Here is a 23,565-nt window from a genome sequence, read left to right as displayed (position 1 = left end):
AAGCCAGTCTGAAATCCGTAACAGAAGTTTCGATTTGATTGAAGTCACGTCCGCCCGCAGTCTTGCTGCATCATCCGTCCATCCAACCTTCAAGCATCGGTTGTTCCAGCGTGACTGACGTATTCCCAAACTACATCGGAGGCTCCTGGCGCACCGGCGCTGCCACGATCGAGGACATTAATCCGTCCGACCTGTCGGACGTGGTCGGGCACTACGCTCAAGCTTCGGGCAGCGATGTGGCTGATGCAGTCGCCGCGGCGGAAGCCGGCGCGGAGGTTTGGGGCAGGACAGGTCTCGAGCAGCGTGCCACCGCGCTTGACGCCATCGGCCGCGAACTCATGGGCCGTTCGGCGGAGCTCGGCGAGCTTCTGTCACGCGAGGAAGGCAAGCCCCGCGCAGAAGGCGTTGGGGAAGTCTATCGGGCCGGCCAGTTCTTCACGTACTACGCTGCCGAGGTCATCCGCCTGCAGGGCGACAAGGCGGAATCGGTGCGTCCTGAGATCGAGGTCGATGTCTCCAGGGAGCCGATAGGCGTGGTGGCGGTCATCTCGCCGTGGAATTTTCCGACGGCCACGGCCGCCTGGAAGATCGCTCCCGCACTCGCCTTCGGCAACGCGGTCATCTGGAAGCCGGCGAACCTCACCCCGGCGTCAGCCTGGGCGCTGACGGAAATCATCTCTCGCCAGAACCTTCCGGCGGGCGCATTCAACCTCCTCATGGGCTCCGGTTCCGCGGTCGGCCAGCCGCTGATCGAGGCCAGGAGCGTCAACGCTGTCTCCTTCACCGGGTCCCTCGACGTGGGGCGTGGCGTCGCTGCGGCGGCGGCCTCGAACCTCACCAAGGTCCAGCTCGAGATGGGCTCCAAGAACGCGCTCGTCGTGATGGAAGACGCCGATCTGGACGTCGCCGTCACCTGCGCGGTCGCCGGCGGCTACTCCGGAACCGGCCAGAAGTGCACAGCCTCGTCGCGCCTCGTCGTCCACCGGACGGTCCACGACGCCTTCGTAGAGAAGCTCGTTGCCGCGCTTGGCGCCATGAAGGTCGGACACGCTCTTGAAGACGGCGTCACGATGGGACCGGTCGCCAGCGAAGCCCAGCTTGCCTCCAACATGCGCTACCTGGATCTCGCCAAGCAGGAAGGCTGCGAGATCGCCTGCGGCGGCGAGCGCCTGGAGCGGGTCACGGAAGGCTACTTCATGAGCCCTGCCCTCCTCACTGGCTCCAGTAACACCATGCGTGTGAACCGGGAGGAGGTCTTCGGCCCTATCGCGGCGGTCATAGAGGTCGGCGACTACGAGGAAGCGCTCTCCGTCACGAACGACACCGAGTTCGGTCTCACCGCGGGCATCATCACCTCGTCACTCGCGCGGGCAACTCATTTCCGCCGCAACGCCAGGACCGGCTGCGTGATGGTCAATTTGCCCACCGCCGGCACGGATTACCACGTGCCGTTCGGCGGCCGGAAGAACTCCAGCTACGGCCCGCGCGAACAGGGCCGCTACGCCGCGGAATTCTACACCCAGGTGAAGACGGCCTACATCCGCGCCGGCAATCCCGAGATCTGAGAGCGACCGGATGGACCGCCCCGCCTACATCATCGACGGCCTGCAATATTCCAACTGGTCGGAGCGTGTATTTCGCCAGCTTCGCGAAGGCGGCGTCGACGCGGTCCACGTCACGATCTGCTATCACGAGAATTTCCGGGAAACGGTCGCCAACATCGAGGCGTTCAACCGCTGGTTCGAACGCTTTCCGGAGCTGATCCGGCCGGCCCGATCGGCCTCCGACATCCGCGCTGCGAAACGCGAGGGCCGCACGGCCATCGTCTTCGGCTTGCAGAACTGCTCGCCGATCGAGGACGATATCGGCCTGGTGGAGATCCTCCACCAGCTCGGCGTCCGTTTCATGCAGCTCACCTACAACAACCAGAGCCTGCTGGCGACGGGATGCTACGAGGCCGAGGACACCGGCATCACCCGCATGGGCCGCCAGGTCATCCGGGAAATGAACCGGGTCGGCCTGACGGTCGACATGAGCCATTCCGCAGAACGGTCGACACTCGAGGCAATCGAGTTCTCGGAACGCCCGATCGCCATTACCCACGCCAACCCAAGCTTCTGGCACGACGGTTTGCGCAACAAGTCCGACACCGTGCTGAAGGCTCTTGCCGAAAGTGGCGGCATGCTCGGATTTTCCCTGTATCCCCACCACCTCAAGAACAAGTCCGACTGCACGCTGGCGAGCTTCTGCGAGATGGTGGCGCGCACCGCCGAATTGATCGGCGCGGAGCAGATCGGGATCGGAAGCGATCTGTGCCTCGATCATCCCGACACCGTGGTTGAATGGATGCGAAACGGCCGTTGGACCAAGGACGTCGACTATGGCGAGGGCAGCGCTGCGGCGGCCGGGTTCCCGCCGCAACCGGATTGGTTCCGCGATAACCGCGACTTCATGACAATCGCGCGCGGGCTGGTCAAAGCCGGCTTTTCTGAAACAGAGATGGCAGGCATCATGGGAGGCAATTGGCTTGCCTTCTACGCGCACGCCTTCGAGCCGGCAGCCGCGCTTCATGCGGAGCCTGCGAGAAAGAGCCATGCAGGGTGACAGGCAGACAGTCGTCGACGACCGGCCCGGCGTCGCGCTGCGGCCGCCCTCCACTGTCATGCGCCTCGAGCGCATCGGCAGCTTCTTTCCCTCACGCCTTTCCTTCATGCCAACCCTCATCCGCCGCCTGCAACGCGAGGGCTGGACAATCGAACAAGGCGAAAACGCCCTCGACGCAGAGGGTTATGGCCATGTCCTCTATCATGCGCGCGGCCCCGAGCGGATATACACGCTCATCGCCTTTTCCCGCCCGCTGGATGCCGAGCATCGCAGCGACCGGGTGATCGCAGAGGCCTGGGACGGCACCTTCTGTCTGTTCGACGGAATGCCGACCGCCTCCGACATCGAGCGGCTGTCACACAATGCGCCATACCAGGAGGCCGGACGCTACCAGCCCACCGAGCTGGTCCTGTCGCGTGCCAACCGCAGCGTTCGCTTCTTCGAGCATGTCGTGGAACGGCTTGCCTCCGGCCGGCAGCCAGACGAGGAGTTGGTCGAAAGCGTCGGTTATCTGATGCGTACGACGGCGGTCTACGGGAACGGCAAATTTGGCATCGCCGATCGCAAGCGCATTGCCGATCGACCGGAGACCGCCGGGCCGTTCCAGGCGGAGATGTTGAACGTCTACCTCATCCGATGCTTCACACTGGATCTTGTGGAGCACATTGCCCGCAACCGGGCGCCGGGCACCGCCGTACCGTTAGACCGTTCCCTGCGGCGCCGCCTCGGCATCGGCAATGCGACCGGCCTCGGCATGGCGCCGTTCCTGGCCAACCAGCCGGTGCTCATCAACAACTGGATCGAGGCGCGTGAAACCGCCCTCGCCCGGGTGCGGAGCCTCGACCATGCAGCACCCGAAACGGTGAACGCCATTCGCCAGCGGCTTGCGGAAGCCCGCGCCCATGTCGCCGAGTGGTGTGTGGAGGACGTCCGCCAGAGCGCACGGATTTCCGATCTGCGGCAGGATCTCGCGGCGTTGTCCGAGTGGATCGCGGCGAGCGACCCGTTCCGGCATGCCCATCCCTTCGATCAGATCTACCGACATGTCGAGGAGTTTTACGGTCTGGAAGCGCAGGAACTGGCGGTCTCGCTTCTTCTCGAGCCGCACGCGGAGATCGTGGACCCGCTCACAGAAGGGATGAGCGCCGGCGAGGCGATCCGTTTCGACGCTCGCATGCCGGTTGGCCGCCTGAAGGCGCTGATGCGATCCCATTACGCGTGGGCGCTGGCCATCGATTTCGGCGCACCGCCCTCCCAGAAGCGGTTTTGGTACGTATCGGAAGAGAAGCTCGAGCCGCGCCTTGGTGAGCGCGCCCTTGAAGACGGCGCCGACCGCGAGATGCCGCTCGCAATTGCACGCGACGTGCAAGCTTTTTCCGCAATACTCGAGACGTTTGCCGACGACGCACTGGCCGTGGAGGTGGCGCTGGTCCATCCGGAGGTCCGGCAAACCATGGCGCGCATCCAGACGGTGGCACGCTATCCCTATGGCGAAATCCGGGACAACCTGATCGGCGAGGAATGCCTGCCGATCGATTTGCTGCGCTGCAAGCTGTCCTTTTTCGGTGCATCGAAATTCGACCCGAAGTCGGACCTCTGGACACGGATCACGATGTTTGCCGGGGCTCCGCTGCCCGACGAACTCACGCGCGATGGACCCGAGTGGTTCGTGCTCGCACCTGGAAACCCGCAATGACCACCCTGTCCTTCAACGAGATCGAGGTCTCTGTCCGGAAAGCCGGTATCGGCGCGGGCCTGCCCTACGGTATTGCCAATGAGGTCGGTCGCGCGGCCGAGTGGCTCGCCATCGCCGGGCTGCCGGCACTCGCCACGTGTGGATCTGCCCTCGAAGCCAGCCTGGAGGGCCGGACGGCGCTCGGTCGCGGAACCGACACGGGCGCCGGCTGGACGCTGGCGCCCCCTGCGGGAATACCACTCTGCGCCTGTCATGCGGGCGTGGTGGCCGCCGATCTTCTCAATGCCGGGTCCACCACGGTCCGACTCACTTCAGTCGCGTCCCCTGTTCTCGTTGTGGCCCTGCTTGCGACCATCTCAGAGGCTCCTGCTGTGTCCGTTCTTCTAGGAGACACACATGAGGGGGCACCCAGCGTCCTCGTGACCGCGCCAACTGTGTCTCTGTTGTCCGGTATCGAGCTTCTTGACTGGACCGGCCCGGCAGACCTGCTGATCGAGCTCGGCTCTGTTGCGCCCCGCCCCGCTCCACTTCGCGTCTATGCCGACAGGACAGCCCGCGACACAGCCTTCGCAGACGGGGCTCCGGTCGAGCCGGAGGCTGCCGAGGTCATCGCCCGCCTGATGGCACGCACTCTAGTGCCAGCCTCGGAGGAGTCGCGGCAGCGCGGTGCAGGCGCCGGCCGCATCGACAGTGACTGACGTCCCTTTCCCGAACCGACGGATGCCCCCGTGACCACTACTCGACTGACGCTCGCCGACATCGAAAGCCTCGCCTCCCGCGCCTTGCTCGGCGCCGGGGCCCGGGAAAGCGCGGCCGACGCCATGGCCCGCGCCTGCGTGGCCGCAGAGCGCGACGGCATCCGCAGCCACGGCCTGCACTACATCCCAATCTACTGCGAGCACGTTGAATGCGGAAAGGTCGACGGGCGCGCCCACCCGGTCTTGGACAGGCCGCGTCCCGGTTCGATCCGGATCGATGCGGCAACCGGTTTCGCTCATCCCGCCATCGAGGCAGGTTTCGCTGAACTCATTCCGGCAGCACGCGAGAATGGCGTTGCCGGACTGGCCGTCTTCAATTCGTACAACTGCGGCGTACTCGGTTACCACACCGAGCGGCTTGCAGCGGAGGGGCTTGTCGGCCTCGGCTTCACCAACGCGCCGGCCTCCATTGCGCCGGTTGGGGGCAGCAAGCCGGTGATCGGCACGAACCCATTCTCGCTCGCCGTTCCAGGGGAAGACGGACCGAGCCTGCTCATCGATCAGAGCGCCAGCACCGTTGCCAAGAGCGAAATCATGATGCGTGCCCGTGAGGGCGAGGTAATCCCGGAGGGATGGGCGCTCGACGCCGCGGGCAAATCAACCACCGATCCTGAAGCTGCGTTGAAAGGTTCCATGACTCCGTCCGGCGGCGCGAAGGGTTTCGGTGCAGGCCTGATGGTTGAAATATTTGCCGCCGCCCTCTCCGGCGCCACACTCGGAAAGGACGCCAGCCCGTTTTCCGGGACGGCAGGGGGACCGCCAAAGACAGGACAGTTTTTCTTCGCAGTCGATCCGGGAGCGTTCTCCGGTGGTGCTTTCAGCGGCTCGGTCGCCGAACTCGTTGCCGCCATCGAAGCACAGGAGGGTGCCCGGATCCCCGGTAGCCGGCGCTTTGGCAACCGCGCTCGGATCGAGGCAGAAGGCACCGAGGTCCCAGACGCCCTCATTGCCCGCATCGACGCATACATCCGCTGACAGCGATCAGAATTCGCTCCAGCGAACCGCTCCAGGCCGGAGCGGTCATCGCTTCCTGTCGGGCGGCGCGGCGTTGATGGTCACCCCTCCAACGAGGAGCCATCCCGACCACGGCCGGATGCCTACCCGGTTTGACTCTCCCGTCGGGGCACCTGCACACTGCCATTTCTGCGGGAGGCAAACGACATCAATTGAATTGAAGTCGGGGACAAAACTTTACAATTGCCCTGAATTCCATGCTGCGCGAGCCTCTTGCCGAGGCGGGGTCCCGGCTCGGCTGGGCAGATGTGTCTCGCAAGTCGCGATGCCCGAAGTGGCGCGGCGAATCCGCGGCGCCGTCCCAACTGGATCAAGAGGAGCAGCACCATGAACTGCGTGAAACCGCTCGTTGCGGCTGGTGGCATTGCATTGCTTGCCGCCGGCCTTGCGCCGTCCACGGCCAAGGCTGCCGATTGCGGCACCGAGGATACCATCACGGTCGCCAACATGACGTGGCTGTCCGCCAGCGCCCTGGCCAATATCACCCGCGACATCCTCGCCGAAGGCTACGGCTGCAATGCCGAACTCGTGCCGGGAGACACGGTTCCCACCGCCACCTCCATGCTGACCAAGTCGCAGCCCGACATCGCTCCCGAGATGTGGGTCTCCACTGCCCAGGCCATCTGGGAAAAGGCGATGGACAAAGGCAACGTCTACAAGGCCGGTGACATCTTCGGCTCCGGCGGCGTCGAGGGCTGGTGGATCCCGGACTACCTCGCCGAGGAGCACCCTGAGATCAAGTCGGTCACCGACTTGAAGGACAACTGGGAGGTCTTCACCGAGCCCTCCTCGCCCGATCAGGGTCGCCTGTATGGCTGCCCTCCCGGCTGGGGCTGCGAGATCATCACGAATAACCTCTTCAAGGCACTCGGCCTGGGTGAGACCTTCGAGCTCTTCTCCCCCGGCTCCGGTGCCAACCTGAAGGCGTCCATCGCCCGAAAGGTAACCCGCAAGGAGCCTTTCGTCGGCTACTACTGGGGTCCGACGGCGGTGATCGGCCGCTATGGCCTGGTGCGTCTCGACATGCCGGCCTACGACGCCGAAAGGTTCAAGTGCCTGACCGACAAGGACTGTGCCGACCCGCAGGTCTCCGGCTGGCAGAAGGGCGAAGTCGCCGTGGCCGCCACGACCGAGCTGCGCGACAAGGCACAGCCGGTCGCTGATTTCCTGTCCAAGATGCAGATCCCGAACGACGTCGTGAACGAGATTCTGGCCTGGGGCGACGAACAGTCCGCGAGCCCGGAAGACGTTTCGGCCTACTTCCTGGAGAACCACGAGGACGTCTGGACGGCCTGGGTTCCGGCCGATGTGGCCGACAAGGTCAAGGCTTCCCTGAACTGAGTTCGGAGCGGCCGCCGTCATGACGGTCGTCCCTCCTGAAGTTGCGGTCGGGCGTTCGCGCCCGACCGTTTTTCGAGCCCGCCGTACTGGCCCGGACGAAACCTGCCGTAGAACCAGAGGGACATGCAGATGGAAGCCGGCTTTCCGGAGCTGATCGACACGCGCGGGCTTCGCCTTGCCATCGACGATGCCTTCAACTGGGTCGTCATCGAATGGGGGCGCCAGCTCGAGCTCGCCTTCCTGCCGGTCCTGCGCCTGCTCAACAATATCGAGGACGGCCTCCTCTGGACCCCCTGGTACATCGTCATCCTGGCGATCGCCGGGATCGGCTACCTGGCAACCCGATCCATCGCCACGGCTATCGGCATCGTCGTGATGCTCTTCCTGACCGGGCTGATCGGCCTCTGGGAACCGGCCATGGCGACCATCGCGCTAATGCTGACGGCCACCTTTCTCGCAATTCTCGTCGGCATTCCCCTCGGTATCTTGATGTCTCGGTCTGACCGCATGCAGTCGATCATGCTGCCGGTGCTCGACGTGATGCAGACCATGCCGATCTTCGTCTACCTGATCCCGTTCGTAATGCTGTTCGGGCCAGGCAAGATCCCCGCGCTGCTCGCCACCATTGTGTTCGCCGTGCCGCCCGTCATCCGGCTCACCAATCTCGGCATTCGCCAGGTCGACGCGGAGGTGATCGAGGCGGTCACCGCGTTCGGTGCGACCTCGACCCAACGCCTGTTCTCCGTCCAGATCCCGCTTGCCCTTCCGACCATCATGGCCGGCATCAACCAGACCACCATGATGGCGCTTTCCATGGTGGTCATCGCCTCCATGATCGGCGCCGGCGGTCTCGGCTACCAGGTTCTGCAGGGTATCCAGCGGCTGGAGGTCAGCCGCGGCCTGCTCGCCGGTCTCGCCATCGTCTTCCTGGCGATCATCTTCGACCGCATCGCGCAGGCCTACGGCCGCCGCGTGCAGCAGCATCTTCACAACAGCTAGGCCCCGATGAGCAGCTCCACCCCGCCCCGGGATCCAAAAATCTCCATCGAGCACGTCTACAAGATCTTTGGCGAGGATCCGCAGTCCGTGCTCCCTCGCGTCGAGACCGGTGCCTCGAAGCGCGAGATCCTTGAGGAAACCGGTCACGTGGTCGGCATCCGCGACATCAGCCTCGACATCGCGTCCGGCGAGACATTCGTGGTGATGGGGCTGTCCGGGTCCGGCAAATCGACCCTCATCCGGCACATCAACCGGCTGATCGAGCCCACCGCCGGGCGCATCCTGATCGACGGGGAAGACGTCCTCACCCTCGACGAAAAGCAACTCCGTGCCATGCGCCGCCAGAAGATCTCCATGGTCTTCCAGCGCTTCGCCCTGCTGCCGCACAAGACCGTGCTGGCCAATGTCATGTACCCGTTGCGGGTCGATGGGGTCGCCAGGGACAAGGCGCGCGAGGCGGCGATGGAGCAGATCGAGACGGTGGGGCTCGCCGGCTACGAGGACCGCTATCCGCGTCATCTGTCGGGTGGCATGCAGCAGCGTGTCGGCCTTGCCCGAGCACTCGCGACCAGCGCCGACGTGCTCCTGATGGATGAGGCCTTTTCCGCCCTCGATCCGCTCATCCGGGGCGACATGCAGGCGCAGCTCAAAGAACTGCAGTCCAAGCTGCACAAGACCATCGTGTTTATCACCCATGATCTCGACGAGGCGCTGCGCCTTGGCGACCACATCGCCATCCTTAACGATGGCGAGTTGCGTCAGGTAGGCACCGGCGAAGACATCCTGCTTCATCCCGCCGACGACTACGTGGAGCGGTTCGTTCGCGACGTGAACCGTGGACGCGTGGTGACGCTAGCCAGCACCAAGCGCGACGCCACCACGCTTGCGGCCTCTGAACTTTCCCGTGCGCGCCTCATCGAACTGATCGAACGCGATGGCGTCGATGCCGTCGTGGTCGTGGACGGAGAGAACCGGCCGGTTGGCGCCGTCTCCGAGGCAACCCTTTACGCCGGACGCAACGAGCCGGACGCCTGGTGGACGGACACCGGCAACCTCCCGATGCCGGAAAAGGCCAGCGACGACACCGTTCTTGCCGAGGTTCTGCCCCGCTTCGCCGGTCACTCGACGCCGCTGGTGGTCGTCGATGCTGAAGGGCGCGTGGTTGGCCGGATGTCAGCGACGGACGCGCTGGCATCACTCGCCAACGATGACGGCTGATCCGGTGCGGTCAGGCTGACGTGCGAACGTCAGGTCCTTTCCCAGCGCATGCGGCTGGCCAAGCGCCCCGCCGGCAGGGCCTGGCTCTACCTCACGGCAGAACGGGCGTCGGTGTCGGGGTGCGCGAGCGCACGGGCCGCAAGAAGACCCGGCTGATTTCATCGCGCTTGTCTTCCAGCGCCAGCGTCAGCTCACGCATCGTCGTCTCGACATCCTCGCCCGACAGCTCCTCGTCAAAGTCGACCGACACGGCGATCAGGATTTCCCGGGGACCGAGATGCATGCTGAGCACCTCGCCGACATGATTGACGCGGTTGTCGCCATTGAGCACCTCGCGCACGTCGGCGAGCACGCCCTTGGACGCGCTTTCGCCAGTCATCAGGCTGAGCGTTTCCCTTGCCAGGAAAACGGCGGTGGCAACGAGGATCACGCCGATCAGAATGGAAGCAATGCCGTCGAAGACGGGCATCTCGAGATAGTAGGCAAGAGCCACGCCGATCAGGGCCACTGAAAGGCCCGCAAGCGCGGCCAAGTCCTCGCAGAAGATCGCGAAGACGCTCGGGTCCTTGCTCACCTGCAGCGCCCGCCAGATGGAGCGGTTCGGCTGCTGGTGGCGCAGCTCCTTCCACGCGATGCGGAAAATGTAACCCTCGATGACGATGGCGATCCCCAGCACCACGAAATTCGCCCAAGGCTGGTGGATCGGTTCGGGGTGCATGACCCGGTGGATGCCTTCGTAGATCGACACCGATCCGCCGAGCGCGAAGATCAGCAGTGCCACCACGAACGCCCAGAAATAGATCTCCATGCCGTAGCCGAACGGGTGCGCGTCGTCCGGCGGCCGCGACGCGCGCTTCATGCCGAACAGCAGGATGACCTGATTGGAAGTATCGACGGCGGAGTGGATGCCCTCCGACAGCATCGCGCTGGAGCCTGTCCAGGCCGCCGCGGCAAATTTGGTGATGGCGATGGCCAGGTTGCCGAGCAGCGCGGCGTAGACGACTTTCTTGGATCCGGACGCCATGATCTCTCCTGTGTCTCGACGACAGGAACGCGGCCTTCCGCCCGGATCGCTCCGTGGAGATCCCGACATCCGCCGCCAGCCCCTTTGCGGATGATACGACGGGGCAACGGCGCAATTACACAGATCGTTCCCTTACGTCGCTGGTACGAAGGTTGCGCCCTCTAGAACTCCACTTCCAGCTCGACGATCTCGTCGGGCTCGGCAAGCGCGCCGTCGGTCCACTCCTGCATCAGCGGCCATGCGAAGACCGTTTCGCAATAGGCCTGAAGCTCGGGCTCGAGATCCACGGCATAGGTGCGGAAGCGCGTGCATACCGGCGCGTACATGGCATCAGCGACCGTCGGCGCCGACCCGAACAGGTACGGCCCCTCATAAGCGGCAAGGCACTCGCTCCAGATCGCCTTGATGCGCTCGACGTCGGGCCGCGCCCCGGAGAAGATCTTGAACTGATCGTGCCGGGCCTTGAGGTTCATGGGCAGCGCCGAGCGCAGATTGTAAAAGCCGGAATGCATCTCACCCGAGACGGCCCGGCAGTGGGCCCGGGCCGCCTGATCGCCCGGCAGGAGCCCGGCTTTCGGCGCGATCTCGGCCAGATATTCCGCAATCGCCAGCGTGTCCCAGACGGTCACCGCGCCATCGGTCAGCCGCGGCACCAGAACTGAGGGAGACAGGAGCAGCAATTCCTGGCGCGTATCCGGATCGTCGAGACCGACATGCTCTTCCATGAAATCGAGCCCGGCCATGCGGCAGAGAAGCCAGCCGCGCAGCGACCAGGACGAATAGTTCCTGGAGGAGATCGTCAGCGTCGCCTTTGTCATGTCAGCTTTCATTCGATCCTGTTGTGTCCCTGCCTGATCCGGGCCCTCCCTGATGGCGATGGCCCGGTTCGTGCTTGCTTCGTGTCGGTCGGCGGCTCCCTGCAATCCCGGCCATCGCCCGATCGCAGGCATCACGCCGACAATTGTCTCGCAATGCAGGACTATTCGCACTATTTTTTTGCAGTGCAATATCACCCCCGGCCGGGACCCTTCGATGCTCTACCGGACCTATCAGCTTCAGGACGATCTCATTGCTCCGCTGCGGGCGCTTGCCCGAAACTCGATGCCCGTACCCGACTGGCTGGGATGGGGGTTCGCGGCTGACGTCCGGAATCGCCTGGAAGCCGGGATGGCGATGCTGTCGCGCTTCGAGCTCTCCCACACGCGTCCCGATTTCGGCATCGACCATGTGCGCGTCGGCAATCGCGATGTGCCGGTCACCACCGAAGTCGCCCTCGACCTCCCCTTCGGCCAGCTTCTGAAGTTTTCGAAGGACATCGACACCGAGCAGCCGCGGGTGCTGGTTGTCGCACCGCTGTCCGGCCACTTCTCCACGCTGCTGCGCGGCACCGTGGAGACGCTTCTGCGCGACCACGAGGTCTACATCACAGATTGGGTGAATGCCCGCGACGTACCGCTGGAAGCCGGGCGTTTCGCCATTGACGACTACATCGACTATCTCGTCCGTTTCCTGGAGGAGATCGGCCCCGGCGCCCACATTCTGGCGGTCTGCCAACCCTGCGTGCAGGCGCTCGCCGCCGTGGCCATCATGTCGGAGGACGACCACCCGGCCACCCCCCGTTCCATGACGCTGATGGCCGGCCCGATCGACGTGTCGGAAAGCCCGACGGCGGTCAACGAACTCGCCATGTCGAAGCCGCTCTCCTGGTTCGAGCGCTCCGTCATCGCCAGCGTGCCCGGCCGCTATCCCGGCGGTGGACGGCGGGTCTATCCGGGCTTCCTGCAGCTCACCGCCTTCATGGCGATGAACATGGACCGTCATCAGGCCGCGCACCGCAGGCTCTATGAGCACATGGCAAGGGGCGAGACGGCCGAGGCGGAGAGAATCAAGACCTTCTACGACGAATATTTCGCCGTCCTCGACCTCACCGAGGAATTCTACATCGAGACCATCGACCGGGTGTTCCAGCGCAACGAGCTTGCCAAAGGCGAGTTCGGCTACCGCGACCGGATTGTCGATCCCGGAGCGATCCGCAAGACCGCCCTGCTCACCGTGGAAGGCGGGCGCGACGACATCTGCGCTCTCGGTCAGACCGCCGCCGCCCACGATCTCTGCCGTTCGCTGAGGCCGCACCTGAAGCGCCATCACCTCCAGGCCAATGTGGGCCATTACGGCGTGTTCAACGGCAAGCGCTGGCAACGGGAGATCTATCCGGTCGTGCGCAACATGATCCTTGCCATGGAGTAGCAGCGGCCATTCTCACTCCGGCCAGGGGAGCTCCGACACCGGGCCCCGCTCCGTCAGCGCGGTCAAAGCCAGGGTCTGGTCGAGATGGGCGGCACGATGGGCGAGCAGGAGTTCCGCAAGTTCCAGCCTCCGCTCCCGCCACGCAGGCTCCTGCGCCAGGTTGCGCGTCTCGCCTGGATCCGCCTCCAGGTCGAAGAGCAGCGGTGGCAGCCCGGCAAAGTGGACATATTTGGTGGTCGCGTCCCGGATGACGGCAAGATTGCAGGACCGGGACGAAAGCCCGAACCGGATTTCCGCCGCCCGGCCCGCCACGTCTCGGAAATCGAACTCCCAGAAAACATGGTCGCGCCAGGCGATGGGGCGCCGTCCCTCCAGAAACGGCCGCAGTGACCGACCGTCAGGCGCGTTTGCCGGCACGGCACCGATCAGGTCCGCGATTGTCGGAAAGACATCGGCGGCCTCGGTGAACGCCTCCACCACTGCGCCATCGGCACCGCCGGGCAGCCTAACGACCAGCGGCACATGGTAGCCGCCGTCGAAGAAGCCACCCTTGCCGAGAAGATGATGATCCCCCATCAGCTCGGCATGATCGGAGGTGAACACGATCACCGTGTTATCCCAAGCGCCACTCTCCTTGATCGCGTCGAAAACGCGGCCAAGGTGGGCATCCACCTCGCTGATCATGCCCCAGTAGATCTGTCGGATGGTGCGCCGCTCTTCGTCGCTCCAATCGCGCGCGCGCCCCGCCGCTCCCGGAATGAAGTCCGACTTCGCCAGCCGATCGAGGGTGAACGCGACGAGCGGATGAAGGTCTGCCTCCGCCTGCGCACTCCCAAGTCCCACCGGGTCCGGCGCTTCGACGCCCTCATACAGGGAGGCATAGGGCTCCGGCACGATGAACGGCGGGTGCGGTCGCAAAAAGGAGATGTGGGCGAACCATGGGCCCGCCCTCTCCTGCTCTGCGAGCCAGTCGAGAAAGGCATCCGCAAGAAAGGCCGTCTGGGTCTGGTCGGCTCCGTAGGCGGGCGGCCGGCTCGAAACGGCCGGAGCCAATTCATCGGTCGGTCGATGGATACGCGCGGGATCGGAGACGTCCACGCCGCGACGTGCCAGCCAGGAGAGCCACGGCCGATCGTCCTCCGGCAATGCCTGGCGAACGTCGAAGCCGGGCAGTACGCCCTCGTAGCTGGTCAGCGCCGGATCGCGGGGTGCCCGCCCGCGCGGGTCCGGACCGGTATCGGTGTAACCGAACAAAGTCGGCACATAGCCCGCGCGCCGCGCTGCCTTCGCCACCGTGTCGAACCGGTCATCCAGCGGGGTCCCGTTCCGGCACACCCTGTTGGTCATCTGATAAAGGCCGGTATAGAGCACCGCCCGCGCCGGAGAGCACGGGGCCGCATTGGCGTAGTGGCGTCGGAACAAGACGCCTTCGGCCGCCAAGCGGTCGACATTCGGGGTCCGCACCACCGGATGGCCAGCTGCGCCAAGACAGTCGCCGCGCCACTGGTCGGCGGTGATGAAGAGGACGTTGGGCCTCATTCCGCCGCTTCGCGCTCGCTGTCGAGCCGGTCGACCAGCGCCGGCAGGTCCGCGACGGTGTCGATGGTGTAGTTGGCCCCTGCGGCCTCGAGCTTGGCAGAAACGCGTGCGCGGATCTCCGCCTTCTCCGCCTCGCCGAGGGCGGCGAGTTCGTCAACCGTCAGACCGGCATAATTGCCGGACAGGCAGACCCCGACGGTCACACATCCCGCGGCCACCCCTTCCGCGATCCCCGGCTCGGTATCGTCGACCTTGATGACCGCCGACGACGGATAGACGCCCAGGTCAACGAAGCACTTGTACATGCCGAGGGGACCGGGCCGCCCCTCGACGAGATCGTCAGAACACACGAGATTGTCGGGTTCATAGCCCTGGGCGGCGGCAACCGGCAGGACGTGGCGCATGATCGAGCGCGTGTAGCCTGTGGTGGAGCCGATCTTCAGACCCCGGTCGCGCAGGCCGCCGACGGCCTCCTTCGTTCCAGGAACCAGCGTCGCGAAACGCGCCACGACCTCCTCGTTCATCGGCACGAACACCTTGTAGATGGCGTCAACATCGGCTCCGGTTGCCGCGCGTCCGTGCACCCGCTGCCATTCTGCCGCAATGCGCGGGGCCTTCAGCATCGCGTCGATGTGGTTCCACTTGGGCATGCCCATGGGCTCGCGTGCCTCCTCGATGGTGACCGCGATGCCAAACTTGGCGAAGACCTCGACGAACACACCCATCGGGGCGAAGGACCCGCAGTCGATGGTGGTGCCCGCCCAGTCAAAAACGGCGGCTTTGAAGCGGCTCATTGGGCTTTTCCCTTTATCCAAACAGGTCGGCGATGGTTTCTTCACCGATACCAAAGGCCGTGGAGGCACCGCAGCCGGCCGTGACGACGACGATGCGTGTGGCATCGTCAGGCCTGTCGGTGAAGCGCCATCGGTTCTTTGCGCTGGCGTACGTACCGATCCAGCGCTCCACGACCGTTCGGCCCGGGATGTCGAGCACCGCATCGAGCTCGCCCAGGATCAGATCCGAGACGGATACCGGCGCGAACGGGTCCGGCATGTCGTCATAATGGTGGCTGTCGCCGACGATCAGCGAGCCATCCTCTGACTGGACGGCGATCAGATGGACACCGTTCGCGCGCTCATCGGCCTGTTCGCGGTCGAGCCGCTCGGCAAGTGCCGCAGCCTCCGGCAGGTCGGCGTAGCCGCGATAGCGCGCAAGGCCGAGGTCGGACATGACGCCGGCGCCGAGCAGGAACCGCTCGGCGGGGCGGACCCGGAGCATCTGGAGCTTGCAGCGCGTCGGGCGGTAGGCGGCGATCCGACCCGGGTAAAGGGCGGTGAAGTCGTCTCCCGGACAGATCACGACCGTTTCCGCCTCGATGCGGCCGGCCGATGTGTCCAGCCGTGGAGCTTCCGCCGCATGGACCTGCGTGCCCCAGCGGAACGCGACGCCGTGCTCGTTCTCCAGCCAGTTGGCGAGCCGCGGCAGCGCGTCCTTCGATTCCACCCGAAGCTCCAGCGGCGAGTAGAGCGCCGTCTTCACCGTATCGGTGCGCAGCGGCGGCACGTACTGGCTTGCCTCGAACGGGCTGAGCCGCTCGCACTCCTGCCCCATGTCGGTGCCAAGGAAAGCCTCGATAACGGCTTCCGCCTCCGGACGTCGCGCCGCCAAAACCAGACCGCGATGCTCGATGGAGATCCCTGCTGCTTCGGCAACTTCGAGCCAGATGTCGCGGCTCTTGCGAGCGTGGCGCCAGCAGTCACCCGCGGCCTGGCCGGTGACCGTGATGAACCCGAAATTCCGGATCGAGGCCCCGTTTGCCCGGATGTCGCGCTCGATCACGACGACCCGCTTGCCGCGCCGGACGGCGGCGAGCGCATGGGCGAGCCCCAGGATCCCGGCTCCAACGATGGCGACGTCGTAGGTGGTAACCCCCGCCGCACGCCGAAGCTTCGGAGCGTCAATGACTGCGGACACGGGAGAAATCGAACTCTTCCGCAAAGTGGCAAGCAACGAAATGATCCTCGTCGATTTCGCGCCACTCCGGCACGTCCGTCGAGCAGCGCTCGCGAGCCAGGGGGCAGCGGGTGTGGAACCGGCAACCGCTCGGCGCCGACAGCGGGTTCGGGATCTCGCCGGACAGCTTGATCGGGTCGAACGCAGCATCGGGGTCGGCTCGGGGAACGGCCGAGAGCAGCGCGTGGGTATAAGGATGGCGCGGGGTGAAGAAGAGCTTCTCGGTCGGCGCGTACTCGACGAACTTGCCGACATAGAGCACCGCCACGCGGTGGGAGATCTGAGCCACGACGGAGAGATCGTGGGCGATGAACAGGAAGGCGACCCCCATCTCTTCCTGCAGATCCTTGAGGAGATTGATGATCTCCGCCTGGATCGAGACGTCGAGCGCGGAAACGGATTCGTCGCAGACCACGAAGTCCGGGCGCGAGACCAGGGCCCGGGCAATGCAGATGCGCTGGCGCTGCCCACCTGAGAAAGCGTGCGGAAAGCGCCGAAGGTGCTCCAGGTTCAGTTTGCAGCGCCCGGCGATCTCGCGCACCCGCACGTCAACTTCTTCGCGGCTTGTCACCATGCCGCTGGCGACCAGTGGTTCGGCAATGATGTCGCGCACCGTCATCCGCGGGTTCAGCGAGGAGTAGGGATCCTGGAACACCAGGCTCATGCGTGGCCTGAACAGTCGAAGCATGTCCCCGGTCAGCGAGGAGAGCTGCACGGGGCCGGCCTTGAAGACGAGATTCATGTGCTGGCGAAAGGCCCTCAGCGCCTCGCCCTCGAGATTTGCGACGTCCACGTCCTCGTGCCGGGTGTGGAAGATTACCTCGCCAGCGGTCGGATCGATGGCGCGCAGGATGGCCCGTCCGACCGTCGTCTTGCCGGACCCGGACTCGCCCACCAGCCCAACCGTCTCGCCGCGCTTGATATCGAAGGTGACCCCGTCCACCGCCCGCAGTTCGACAGTCTCCGACTTGAACAGCTTCTTGGAACGGATCGGGAAGCGGACCTCCAGGTCCTTCACCTCGATGAGAGTGTCGCTCATGCTGCGTGCCTACCCTCTTCCGCGTGAAGCCAGCAGCGCACCGACCGCCCTGTGGATGGGGTCGTTTCCGCAGGCATGCGCTGGTCGCAAAGGCCCGCCATCGCCTGGCCACAGCGCGTATGGAACGGGCAGCCGGAAGGGCGCTGGTTGGGGCTCGGAATGTCGCCGGGCACGGGCTTCAGGCGCGCGTCCAGCCGGTCGAGGCTGGGTATCGCTTCCAGCAGCCCCACCGTGTAGGGGTGCAGCGGCGCGCGGATCACCTCGCGGGCCGGTCCCTTCTCGATGATGGTGCCGAGATACATGACGGCAACGTCGTCAGCGATCTGCGCGATAACGCCTAGGTCGTGGGTGATGAAGATCATCGCCATGCCGAGCTCGTCCTGAAGCCCTTGCATCAGCTCCAGCACCTGGGCCTGGATCGTCACGTCGAGTGCGGTGGTGGGTTCGTCGGCGATCAGCAGGTTCGGTCCGGCCGAGAGCGCCAGTGCGATCATCGCGCGCTGACGCATCCCTCCCGACATCTCGTGCGAATACTGATCGAGGCGCGCGGCCGGATTGGAGATCCGCACCTTGTCGAGCATCTCGATGGCAAGCTCCCGCGCCGCGCGGCCACGAATGCCGCGATGCAGGCGGAACGCCTCCATCATCTGGTTGCCGATGGAGTAGACCGGACTGAACGAAGCCATCGGCTCCTGGAAGATCATGCCGATCTCCCCGCCCCTCAGCCGGCGCAGCTCGCGCCCGCCAGCGCGCAACCCTTCGATCTCCACCTGCTTGCCCGACTTGGTTCGGTAGTGCATCGCGGCGCCCGGCGCGATGGTCGCCGTTCCCGGCAGAAGCCGCATCAGGGCCTTGGTCGAGACCGACTTGCCGGAGCCGGATTCGCCGACAAGCCCCAGCGTGCGACCGGCATCCAGCTCGAAGCTGACATTCTGCACGGGCGTGATGGTGCCTTCGTCGGTCCGGAAGGAGATGGTCAGATCGCGCACGGAAAGCATCGTTGTCATCGCTACCCCCTCACCGCGCGCCGGAATAGGGATCGGCCGCGTCGCGCAGCCCGTCGCCGATAACGGTGAAGGCGAGCACTGCGATCACCACGAAGCCGGCCGGGATGCACAGCCACGGCGTCTGCTCGATGACGCGCACGCTCTGCGCCTGCTGCAGAAGCACGCCCCAGCTTACCGTCGGCGGCCGCAGCCCCAGCCCCACGAAGGAGAGCGCCGTTTCGGCGAGGATCATGTAAGGAAAGGAAATCACCAGATCGACGATGATGAAGCTCGTGAAACTCGGCAGCATGTGCTGGCCGATGATCCGCGAGGAACGCGCACCCGCCAGTTTCGCAGCCACCACATAATCCTCGTTGCGGATCGACAGGAGCTGGGAGCGGATGCGACGGGCGAGCGTCGGCCAGCCGAAAAGGCCGAGGATCAACGTCATTGCGAAATAGACCTGGGTGGTCGACCATTCCTTCGGCATGGCCGCCGCGAGGCCCATGTAGAGCGGGATGATCGGCACCACCCGAACCACCTCCGTCACCCGCTGGATGACGTTATCGGTCATGCCGCCCGCATAGCCCGCTATCCCCCCGATGATCAGCGCCAGCACGAAGGAGATCAGGACACCGAGCACGCCGATGGTGAGCGAGTTCCGGGTCGCATACATGGTCCGGGAGAACACGTCGCGGCCGAGATCGTCGGCGCCCCAGATGTGGAGCATCGCATCGGGATCATCGAGGCCGAACAGGTGCCGGTCCGTTTCAAAGAGGCCGAGCACGGTGACCCGTTCGCCCTTGGCGAAGAACGACACGTAGACCCGTGTGTCGGGATCCGGCACCGTCTTGGCGCGCAGCGTGACAGGATCGCGCTCGGTCTTCACGCCATGGATGAACGGCGTCAGCGTGCATCCGTTGGCGTCGCAGAACATCGGGATTTGTGGCGGGCCATCTATGTATTGGCCGTCACGCGTGGTCGTGCCATACGGTGCGACGAACTCGGCGAACACGCCGAGCAGCGCCATGAAGCCCAGGATGGACGCCGCCAGCATGGCCGAGCGGTGGCGGCGGAAGCGCCACCAGATCAGCGTCCACTGCGAGGCGGAGTAGTATTTCAGAAGGCGCTGGCGCTCGCGTTCGGCCTGGCGTTGCGCCTTTGGCGAGGTCTGGTCGATCCCATCGGCCACGGTCATCAGCGACTCCCCAGCTTGATGCGCGGGTCGAGCCACGCCAGCAGCAGGTCGGAGACGAAATTCATGAAAACGATGATGAAGGTCAGGAGCAGTAGGATCGCGCCCGCGACATACATGTCGAGGTCGAGATAGGCTCGCAGGAGCAACTCACCGAGTTCCGTCAGCCCCAGCACGGCCGCGACGATCGGCAGCTCTGAGAAGATGCGGTTGACGTCGAAGCCAATGGTGGACACCACCGGATTGATGGCCAGCCGCGCCGGGTACTTCACCAAGAGCTTCATCTCCGGAACGCCGCGCGCGCGCGCCGCGGTGACGGAGAGCTTGTTCAACTCGTCCGACATCGTCGCCCGGACCGTCTGGATCTGGTAGGCGACCGCCGACCACGCGAGCACGAAGGCGGGCAGCCAAAGGTGCTTGAAGAGATCCCAGAGCTTGCCCAGCGACCACGGCGCTTCGGCGTAGCGCGGCGAGAACAGGCCGCCGATGCCGACATCGAACCAGCGGTTGGCGAAATAGAGAAGAATCAGCGCCAGCAGGAAATTCGGCAGCGCCAGGCCCAGATAGGAAAAGGCCGTGAGTCCGTAATCGGCGGTGGATCCGCGATGGACAGCGGCATAGATCCCGATGGGGATGGAGACGGCATAGGTGATGATGAGCGTGGCGAACAGGATGCCGAGCGTCAGCCAGACCTTGTCGCCGATCACCTTCACCACGGAGGTCTCGAAGGCAAAGGCCTGGCCGAAATCGCCGCGCAGCACGATGCCGCCGATCCAGTCGACGTAGCGCAGCACCATCGGCTTATCGAGACCGAAATCCGCTCGGATCGCCTCGACGTCCGCCTCCGTCACGCTGACACCGGTACCTGAAAATTTGCGAAAGGCGTAGCGGTCCGCGTAGTCGCCGGGCGGCAGCTCCATGATGACGAACACCATCATCGATACGAGCGCCATGGTGACGACCATTCCGACGAAGCGTTCGAGGGTGAAGCGGAGCATGACCGGCCTCCCGGAGAAAACCGGCCGGGGCTGAGCCGCCCCGGCCGGTCGTCGGTGCGAGCCCTACTGCTGCAGCCACCACTGCTGCGGGCGGTACGGGTAGGTCCAGTAGAAGTCGTAGGCCTTGGCCGTCTGCTCGCGCACGTTCTGCAGGTCGTTGCGGTAGACGTACGGCGCGACGATATCGCCGACGGTACCGATCTTGATGTAGTTGGAGAGCTGGGTCTCGGCGATTTCCCGACCGATCCGGTTGGATTCGTCCGAACCCATCTCCTGCTGCAGGAACGCTTCGGCCAGCGGCCAGAGCTTCTTGATGTCCTCCGGCGGCTCCAGCCCTTCCGACCCACCCGAGGTCTTCCAGGCCGCCCAGGCGAAACCATTGCCCGGGTTGAAATAATCGCCGAAGGGCGGCACCAGGACGGTGGGATCCTGGCTGATCGCCGGCGCGGACACGCCGTCATTCTTCCAGGTCATCACGTCCAGGTCGTTGTTGTTGCCGCTGGCGCGGTACTCGTCGGAGGTGACCTCCTTGAGATCGACGCGGACGCCCACCGCGCTCCAGTAGTCGCGCATCAGCTCCTGCATCTTCTGCGGCGAACCCTGGGTGGAGTACACCAGGCGCACCACCAGCGGCTTGCCGTCGGGGCGCTCAAGCGTTCCATCGCCGTCGCTGTCCTCCAGGCCCATCTCGGCGAGAAGCGCCCGCGCGGCCTCCGGATCGTGGTCGGTATCGCGGGCCAGCATCTCCTCGGAGATGAAGCTCACAGTCGCCGGTTCGGCCGGGAAGGCCTGCATCGGCGTACCCTGGCCGAGATAGACGATCTCGTTGATCTCGGCGCGGTCCATCGCCACCGACATGGCCTTGCTGAAGCGCTTGTCGGAAAAGATCTCGCGCAGCACCGGATCATTGTGGGTCTGGTTGAAGGCGTAGAAGACGTTCTCGCCGAGGCCGGGCGCGAACTTGACGGTGTAGTCGCCCTTGTCCTCGTTCTCCTTGAGGAGCGGGAAGTCTTCGAGGAACACCGCCTGCTGTTTCCAGACGACGTCGCCGTTCATGATCTTGAGATTCTGCACTTCCTTGTCGGAAACGTAGGTCTCGCTGATCTCGTTGATATAGGGCAGCTGGTTGCCGGCCGTGTCCACCATGTGGAAGTACGGGTTGGCGACAAGCTTGCGGCCTTCGGCCGTCTCGTCGACGACGATGTGGCTTTCTAGCGTCGGCAGGACGGCGCGGCCGATGGCCTTTGCCTTGTCGACGTCCTTGAGAAGCGGCGACGGCACATCCTTCCAGTCGGATCCGCCGTAGTAGAAATCAACGGCAGCGGCCGCATTCTCGAACCCGGCCTCCTTGGCCAACTCTTCGGCCTGGTCGTTGTGCCGGGGCATGAACTGGCCGAGGAAGTGCTTGGGCTGGAAGGCCTGGCCGTAGTCGACGGCAAAGCGGTTCATGATGCCCGGCGCCGGCGCCGGGAAGGTGAACTTCACCGTGACATCGTCGAGCGCCACGACCTTGGCCGGCTCGCCGGAAAAGAGCCAACGGTCGGGTGTCTTCTCGTAGACGTCTGGATTGAGGATCACGTCGTTGTGCCAGAAGGCCACGTCTTCGGCGGTGAACGGCTCGCCGTCGGACCATTTGTGCCCCTTGCGCAGGGTGATGGTCAGCTCGGTGAAGTCGTCGTTCCAGTCCCACGCCTTAGCGACGTTGGGGACCACGGTCTGCAGATCGTCAGAGTAGCGAACCAGGTTCACATGACGCACCGAGAGAAGATCGGAGGTGCCCGACTCGGTTCCCTTCGACAGCCCGGTCAGAACGCCGCCGTACTGGCCAACCGTGTCGTAAGGCGCAACCACGAGCGGCTCTTCCGGCAGCCGCGCGGCCACGCCGGCCAGCTCACCGTTGCCGACGATGCGCGCATTCAGCTCGGAGATGGTCGGGTTCTCGGAAAACTCCAGCTCACAGTCACCGGCACTCTCGAACTCGGCGAGCTCGAACTGCGCCGGGTATTTGGAGGAAAGGCCCTTCATGTCCGCCACGGTGGCGGTCGGGCACGCGGCGTGAGCCGCCGCGGTCATGAGAAATACGGACGCACTCGAGTAAAGGGCAAGTCGCAGCGAACGGGTCATTGAGGTTCTCCCTGAGGCTCTCCCCTCAGGCGATGCGCCCTCGATGTAACACCTTTATGAAATCTTCAAATATATAGATAATACCTATATTAATTCTCTTGTCATCGCGGCGTCACGAAATTCCGCGGCGATGCCGAAAAGCCCTTCAATTGCGGCCGCTTCCCGCATCGGCGGCGAGCAGACAAGATAGTGCGAAGCCCACAGGTCGGAATCATCGATGCGTACGGTGCACACCCTGTCGCCAGGATCCACCTCGCCAAGCAGCGCCACTCCGATGCCCATTCCGGCAATGACGCCGGCGCGCATGGACTCCCACGAGCCCAGCGTCACGATCGGCTTCAGGTTCACATCGGAACGGCGCGCCGCCTCGTCGAAAACAATGCGGGTGCCCGAGGTGGTCTCCCGGCACAGGATCGTATGCTGGGCCAGGTCGCCCCAGCCGACGGACTGTCGGCCCGCAAGTGAATGATTTGCGGGAAGCATCAGCACAATCGGATCGGTTCGCAGGCGCTCGGCGCTCAGATCCGCAGGAGCCGTCTTGGCTGTCACGAAGGCTGCATCGATCTGGCCCTTCTTGAGCAGCTCCACCACATCCATGGAAGCCATGCACCGCGTTTCCAGCTTCACGCCCGGGAACACCCGCATGAAGCGCGAGATCACCGGCATGGCGAACTGGTCGGTCGAGTAGCCGAGGCGAAGAAGACCGGTCCGAAGGTTCTGCTCGTTCTCCAACAGCCCTTCGATCTCGTCCATGATGGTCAGGAGCGCCC

The 23,565-nt window shown here is 64.7% G+C and carries 20 protein-coding genes; 9 read left to right on the top strand and 11 right to left on the bottom strand.

From position 1 onward, the window contains the following. Positions 1–110 precede the first annotated feature (110 nt). The 8 genes from C507_RS0101355 to C507_RS0101320 all read left to right on the top strand — a co-directional run bounded on the left by C507_RS0101355 (position 111) and on the right by C507_RS0101320 (position 9,630). On the top strand, positions 111–1,565 hold the full coding sequence (locus C507_RS0101355) for an aldehyde dehydrogenase family protein (RefSeq protein ID WP_018697851.1): 1,455 nt from the start codon (positions 111–113) through the stop codon (positions 1,563–1,565). Between the two features lie 10 nt (positions 1,566–1,575). Continuing rightward, the gene (locus tag C507_RS0101350; RefSeq protein WP_018697850.1) at positions 1,576–2,604 is read left to right on the top strand and encodes a membrane dipeptidase; all 1,029 of its coding nucleotides are present in this window, start codon (positions 1,576–1,578) and stop codon (positions 2,602–2,604) included. 58 nt (positions 2,605–2,662) lie between these two features. Beyond that, on the top strand, positions 2,663–4,300 hold the full coding sequence (locus C507_RS0101345; protein ID WP_210162070.1) for a hypothetical protein: 1,638 nt from the start codon (positions 2,663–2,665) through the stop codon (positions 4,298–4,300). Continuing rightward, entirely contained in the window at positions 4,297–4,998 is a 702-nt protein-coding gene (locus C507_RS0101340; RefSeq protein ID WP_018697848.1) for a DUF3726 domain-containing protein, read from the top strand. Before C507_RS0101345 ends, C507_RS0101340 begins: the two co-directional genes overlap by 4 nt. A 30-nt stretch (positions 4,999–5,028) precedes the next feature. Further along, entirely contained in the window at positions 5,029–6,033 is a 1,005-nt protein-coding gene (locus C507_RS0101335) for an Ldh family oxidoreductase (protein ID WP_018697847.1), read from the top strand. A 366-nt stretch (positions 6,034–6,399) separates the two neighbouring features. Continuing rightward, positions 6,400–7,413 (top strand): ABC transporter substrate-binding protein, encoded by a 1,014-nt coding sequence (locus tag C507_RS0101330; protein WP_018697846.1) that lies wholly within the window; start codon positions 6,400–6,402, stop codon positions 7,411–7,413. A gap of 123 nt (positions 7,414–7,536) precedes the next feature. Next, positions 7,537–8,412 carry an ABC transporter permease gene (locus tag C507_RS0101325; protein WP_018697845.1) on the top strand — a complete coding sequence of 292 codons (876 nt, stop codon included), beginning with the start codon at positions 7,537–7,539 and terminating at the stop codon, positions 8,410–8,412. A gap of 6 nt (positions 8,413–8,418) precedes the next feature. Next, positions 8,419–9,630 carry a quaternary amine ABC transporter ATP-binding protein gene (locus tag C507_RS0101320; RefSeq protein WP_018697844.1) on the top strand — a complete coding sequence of 404 codons (1,212 nt, stop codon included), beginning with the start codon at positions 8,419–8,421 and terminating at the stop codon, positions 9,628–9,630. Between the two features lie 91 nt (positions 9,631–9,721). Here the strand turns inward: C507_RS0101320 and C507_RS0101315 are convergent, their stop codons facing one another. Further along, on the bottom strand, positions 9,722–10,654 hold the full coding sequence (locus C507_RS0101315) for a cation diffusion facilitator family transporter (protein WP_018697843.1): 933 nt from the start codon (positions 10,652–10,654) through the stop codon (positions 9,722–9,724). 161 nt (positions 10,655–10,815) lie between these two features. After that, entirely contained in the window at positions 10,816–11,472 is a 657-nt protein-coding gene (locus C507_RS0101310; protein ID WP_018697842.1) for a glutathione S-transferase, read from the bottom strand. Positions 11,473–11,686: 214 nt separating this feature from the next. Between C507_RS0101310 and C507_RS0101305 the strand changes: the two genes are divergently transcribed. Beyond that, positions 11,687–12,901 (top strand): polyhydroxyalkanoate depolymerase, encoded by a 1,215-nt coding sequence (locus tag C507_RS0101305; protein WP_018697841.1) that lies wholly within the window; start codon positions 11,687–11,689, stop codon positions 12,899–12,901. A 12-nt stretch (positions 12,902–12,913) separates the two neighbouring features. Here C507_RS0101305 and C507_RS0101300 read toward each other — a convergent pair whose 3' ends face one another. From C507_RS0101300 to C507_RS0101260, 9 genes are all read right to left on the bottom strand, one after another. Next, positions 12,914–14,440 carry an alkaline phosphatase family protein gene (locus C507_RS0101300; protein ID WP_018697840.1) on the bottom strand — a complete coding sequence of 509 codons (1,527 nt, stop codon included), beginning with the start codon at positions 14,438–14,440 and terminating at the stop codon, positions 12,914–12,916. After that, positions 14,437–15,234 carry a phosphonoacetaldehyde hydrolase gene (phnX, locus tag C507_RS0101295; RefSeq protein WP_018697839.1) on the bottom strand — a complete coding sequence of 266 codons (798 nt, stop codon included), beginning with the start codon at positions 15,232–15,234 and terminating at the stop codon, positions 14,437–14,439. Before phnX ends, C507_RS0101300 begins: the two co-directional genes overlap by 4 nt. 13 nt (positions 15,235–15,247) lie before the next feature. After that, positions 15,248–16,414, bottom strand: a complete 1,167-nt coding sequence (locus tag C507_RS0101290; protein ID WP_018697838.1) for a TIGR03364 family FAD-dependent oxidoreductase — start codon at positions 16,412–16,414, stop codon at positions 15,248–15,250. Beyond that, on the bottom strand, positions 16,398–17,492 hold the full coding sequence (locus C507_RS0101285; RefSeq protein ID WP_018697837.1) for an ABC transporter ATP-binding protein: 1,095 nt from the start codon (positions 17,490–17,492) through the stop codon (positions 16,398–16,400). Before C507_RS0101285 ends, C507_RS0101290 begins: the two co-directional genes overlap by 17 nt. Beyond that, on the bottom strand, positions 17,489–18,499 hold the full coding sequence (locus C507_RS0101280; protein ID WP_210162069.1) for an ABC transporter ATP-binding protein: 1,011 nt from the start codon (positions 18,497–18,499) through the stop codon (positions 17,489–17,491). Before C507_RS0101280 ends, C507_RS0101285 begins: the two co-directional genes overlap by 4 nt. Positions 18,500–18,509: 10 nt before the next feature. Then, complete coding sequence (locus tag C507_RS0101275) at positions 18,510–19,676, bottom strand: ABC transporter permease (RefSeq protein WP_018697835.1); 1,167 nt, start codon at positions 19,674–19,676, stop codon at positions 18,510–18,512. Beyond that, complete coding sequence (locus C507_RS0101270) at positions 19,676–20,671, bottom strand: ABC transporter permease (protein WP_018697834.1); 996 nt, start codon at positions 20,669–20,671, stop codon at positions 19,676–19,678. The genes C507_RS0101275 and C507_RS0101270 overlap by 1 nt, the downstream gene beginning before the upstream one ends. 63 nt (positions 20,672–20,734) lie before the next feature. Continuing rightward, positions 20,735–22,795 carry an ABC transporter substrate-binding protein gene (locus C507_RS0101265; RefSeq protein WP_156829117.1) on the bottom strand — a complete coding sequence of 687 codons (2,061 nt, stop codon included), beginning with the start codon at positions 22,793–22,795 and terminating at the stop codon, positions 20,735–20,737. 84 nt (positions 22,796–22,879) lie between these two features. Beyond that, on the bottom strand, positions 22,880–23,548 hold the full coding sequence (locus C507_RS0101260; RefSeq protein ID WP_245559632.1) for a substrate-binding domain-containing protein: 669 nt from the start codon (positions 23,546–23,548) through the stop codon (positions 22,880–22,882). Positions 23,549–23,565: the final 17 nt, after the last annotated feature.

The organism is Amorphus coralli DSM 19760 (assembly GCF_000374525.1).
Lineage (GTDB): Bacteria > Pseudomonadota > Alphaproteobacteria > Rhizobiales > Amorphaceae > Amorphus > Amorphus coralli.
The sequence above is the reverse complement of the archived record's forward strand: the minus strand, read 5'-3'. Positions and strand labels throughout refer to the sequence as shown.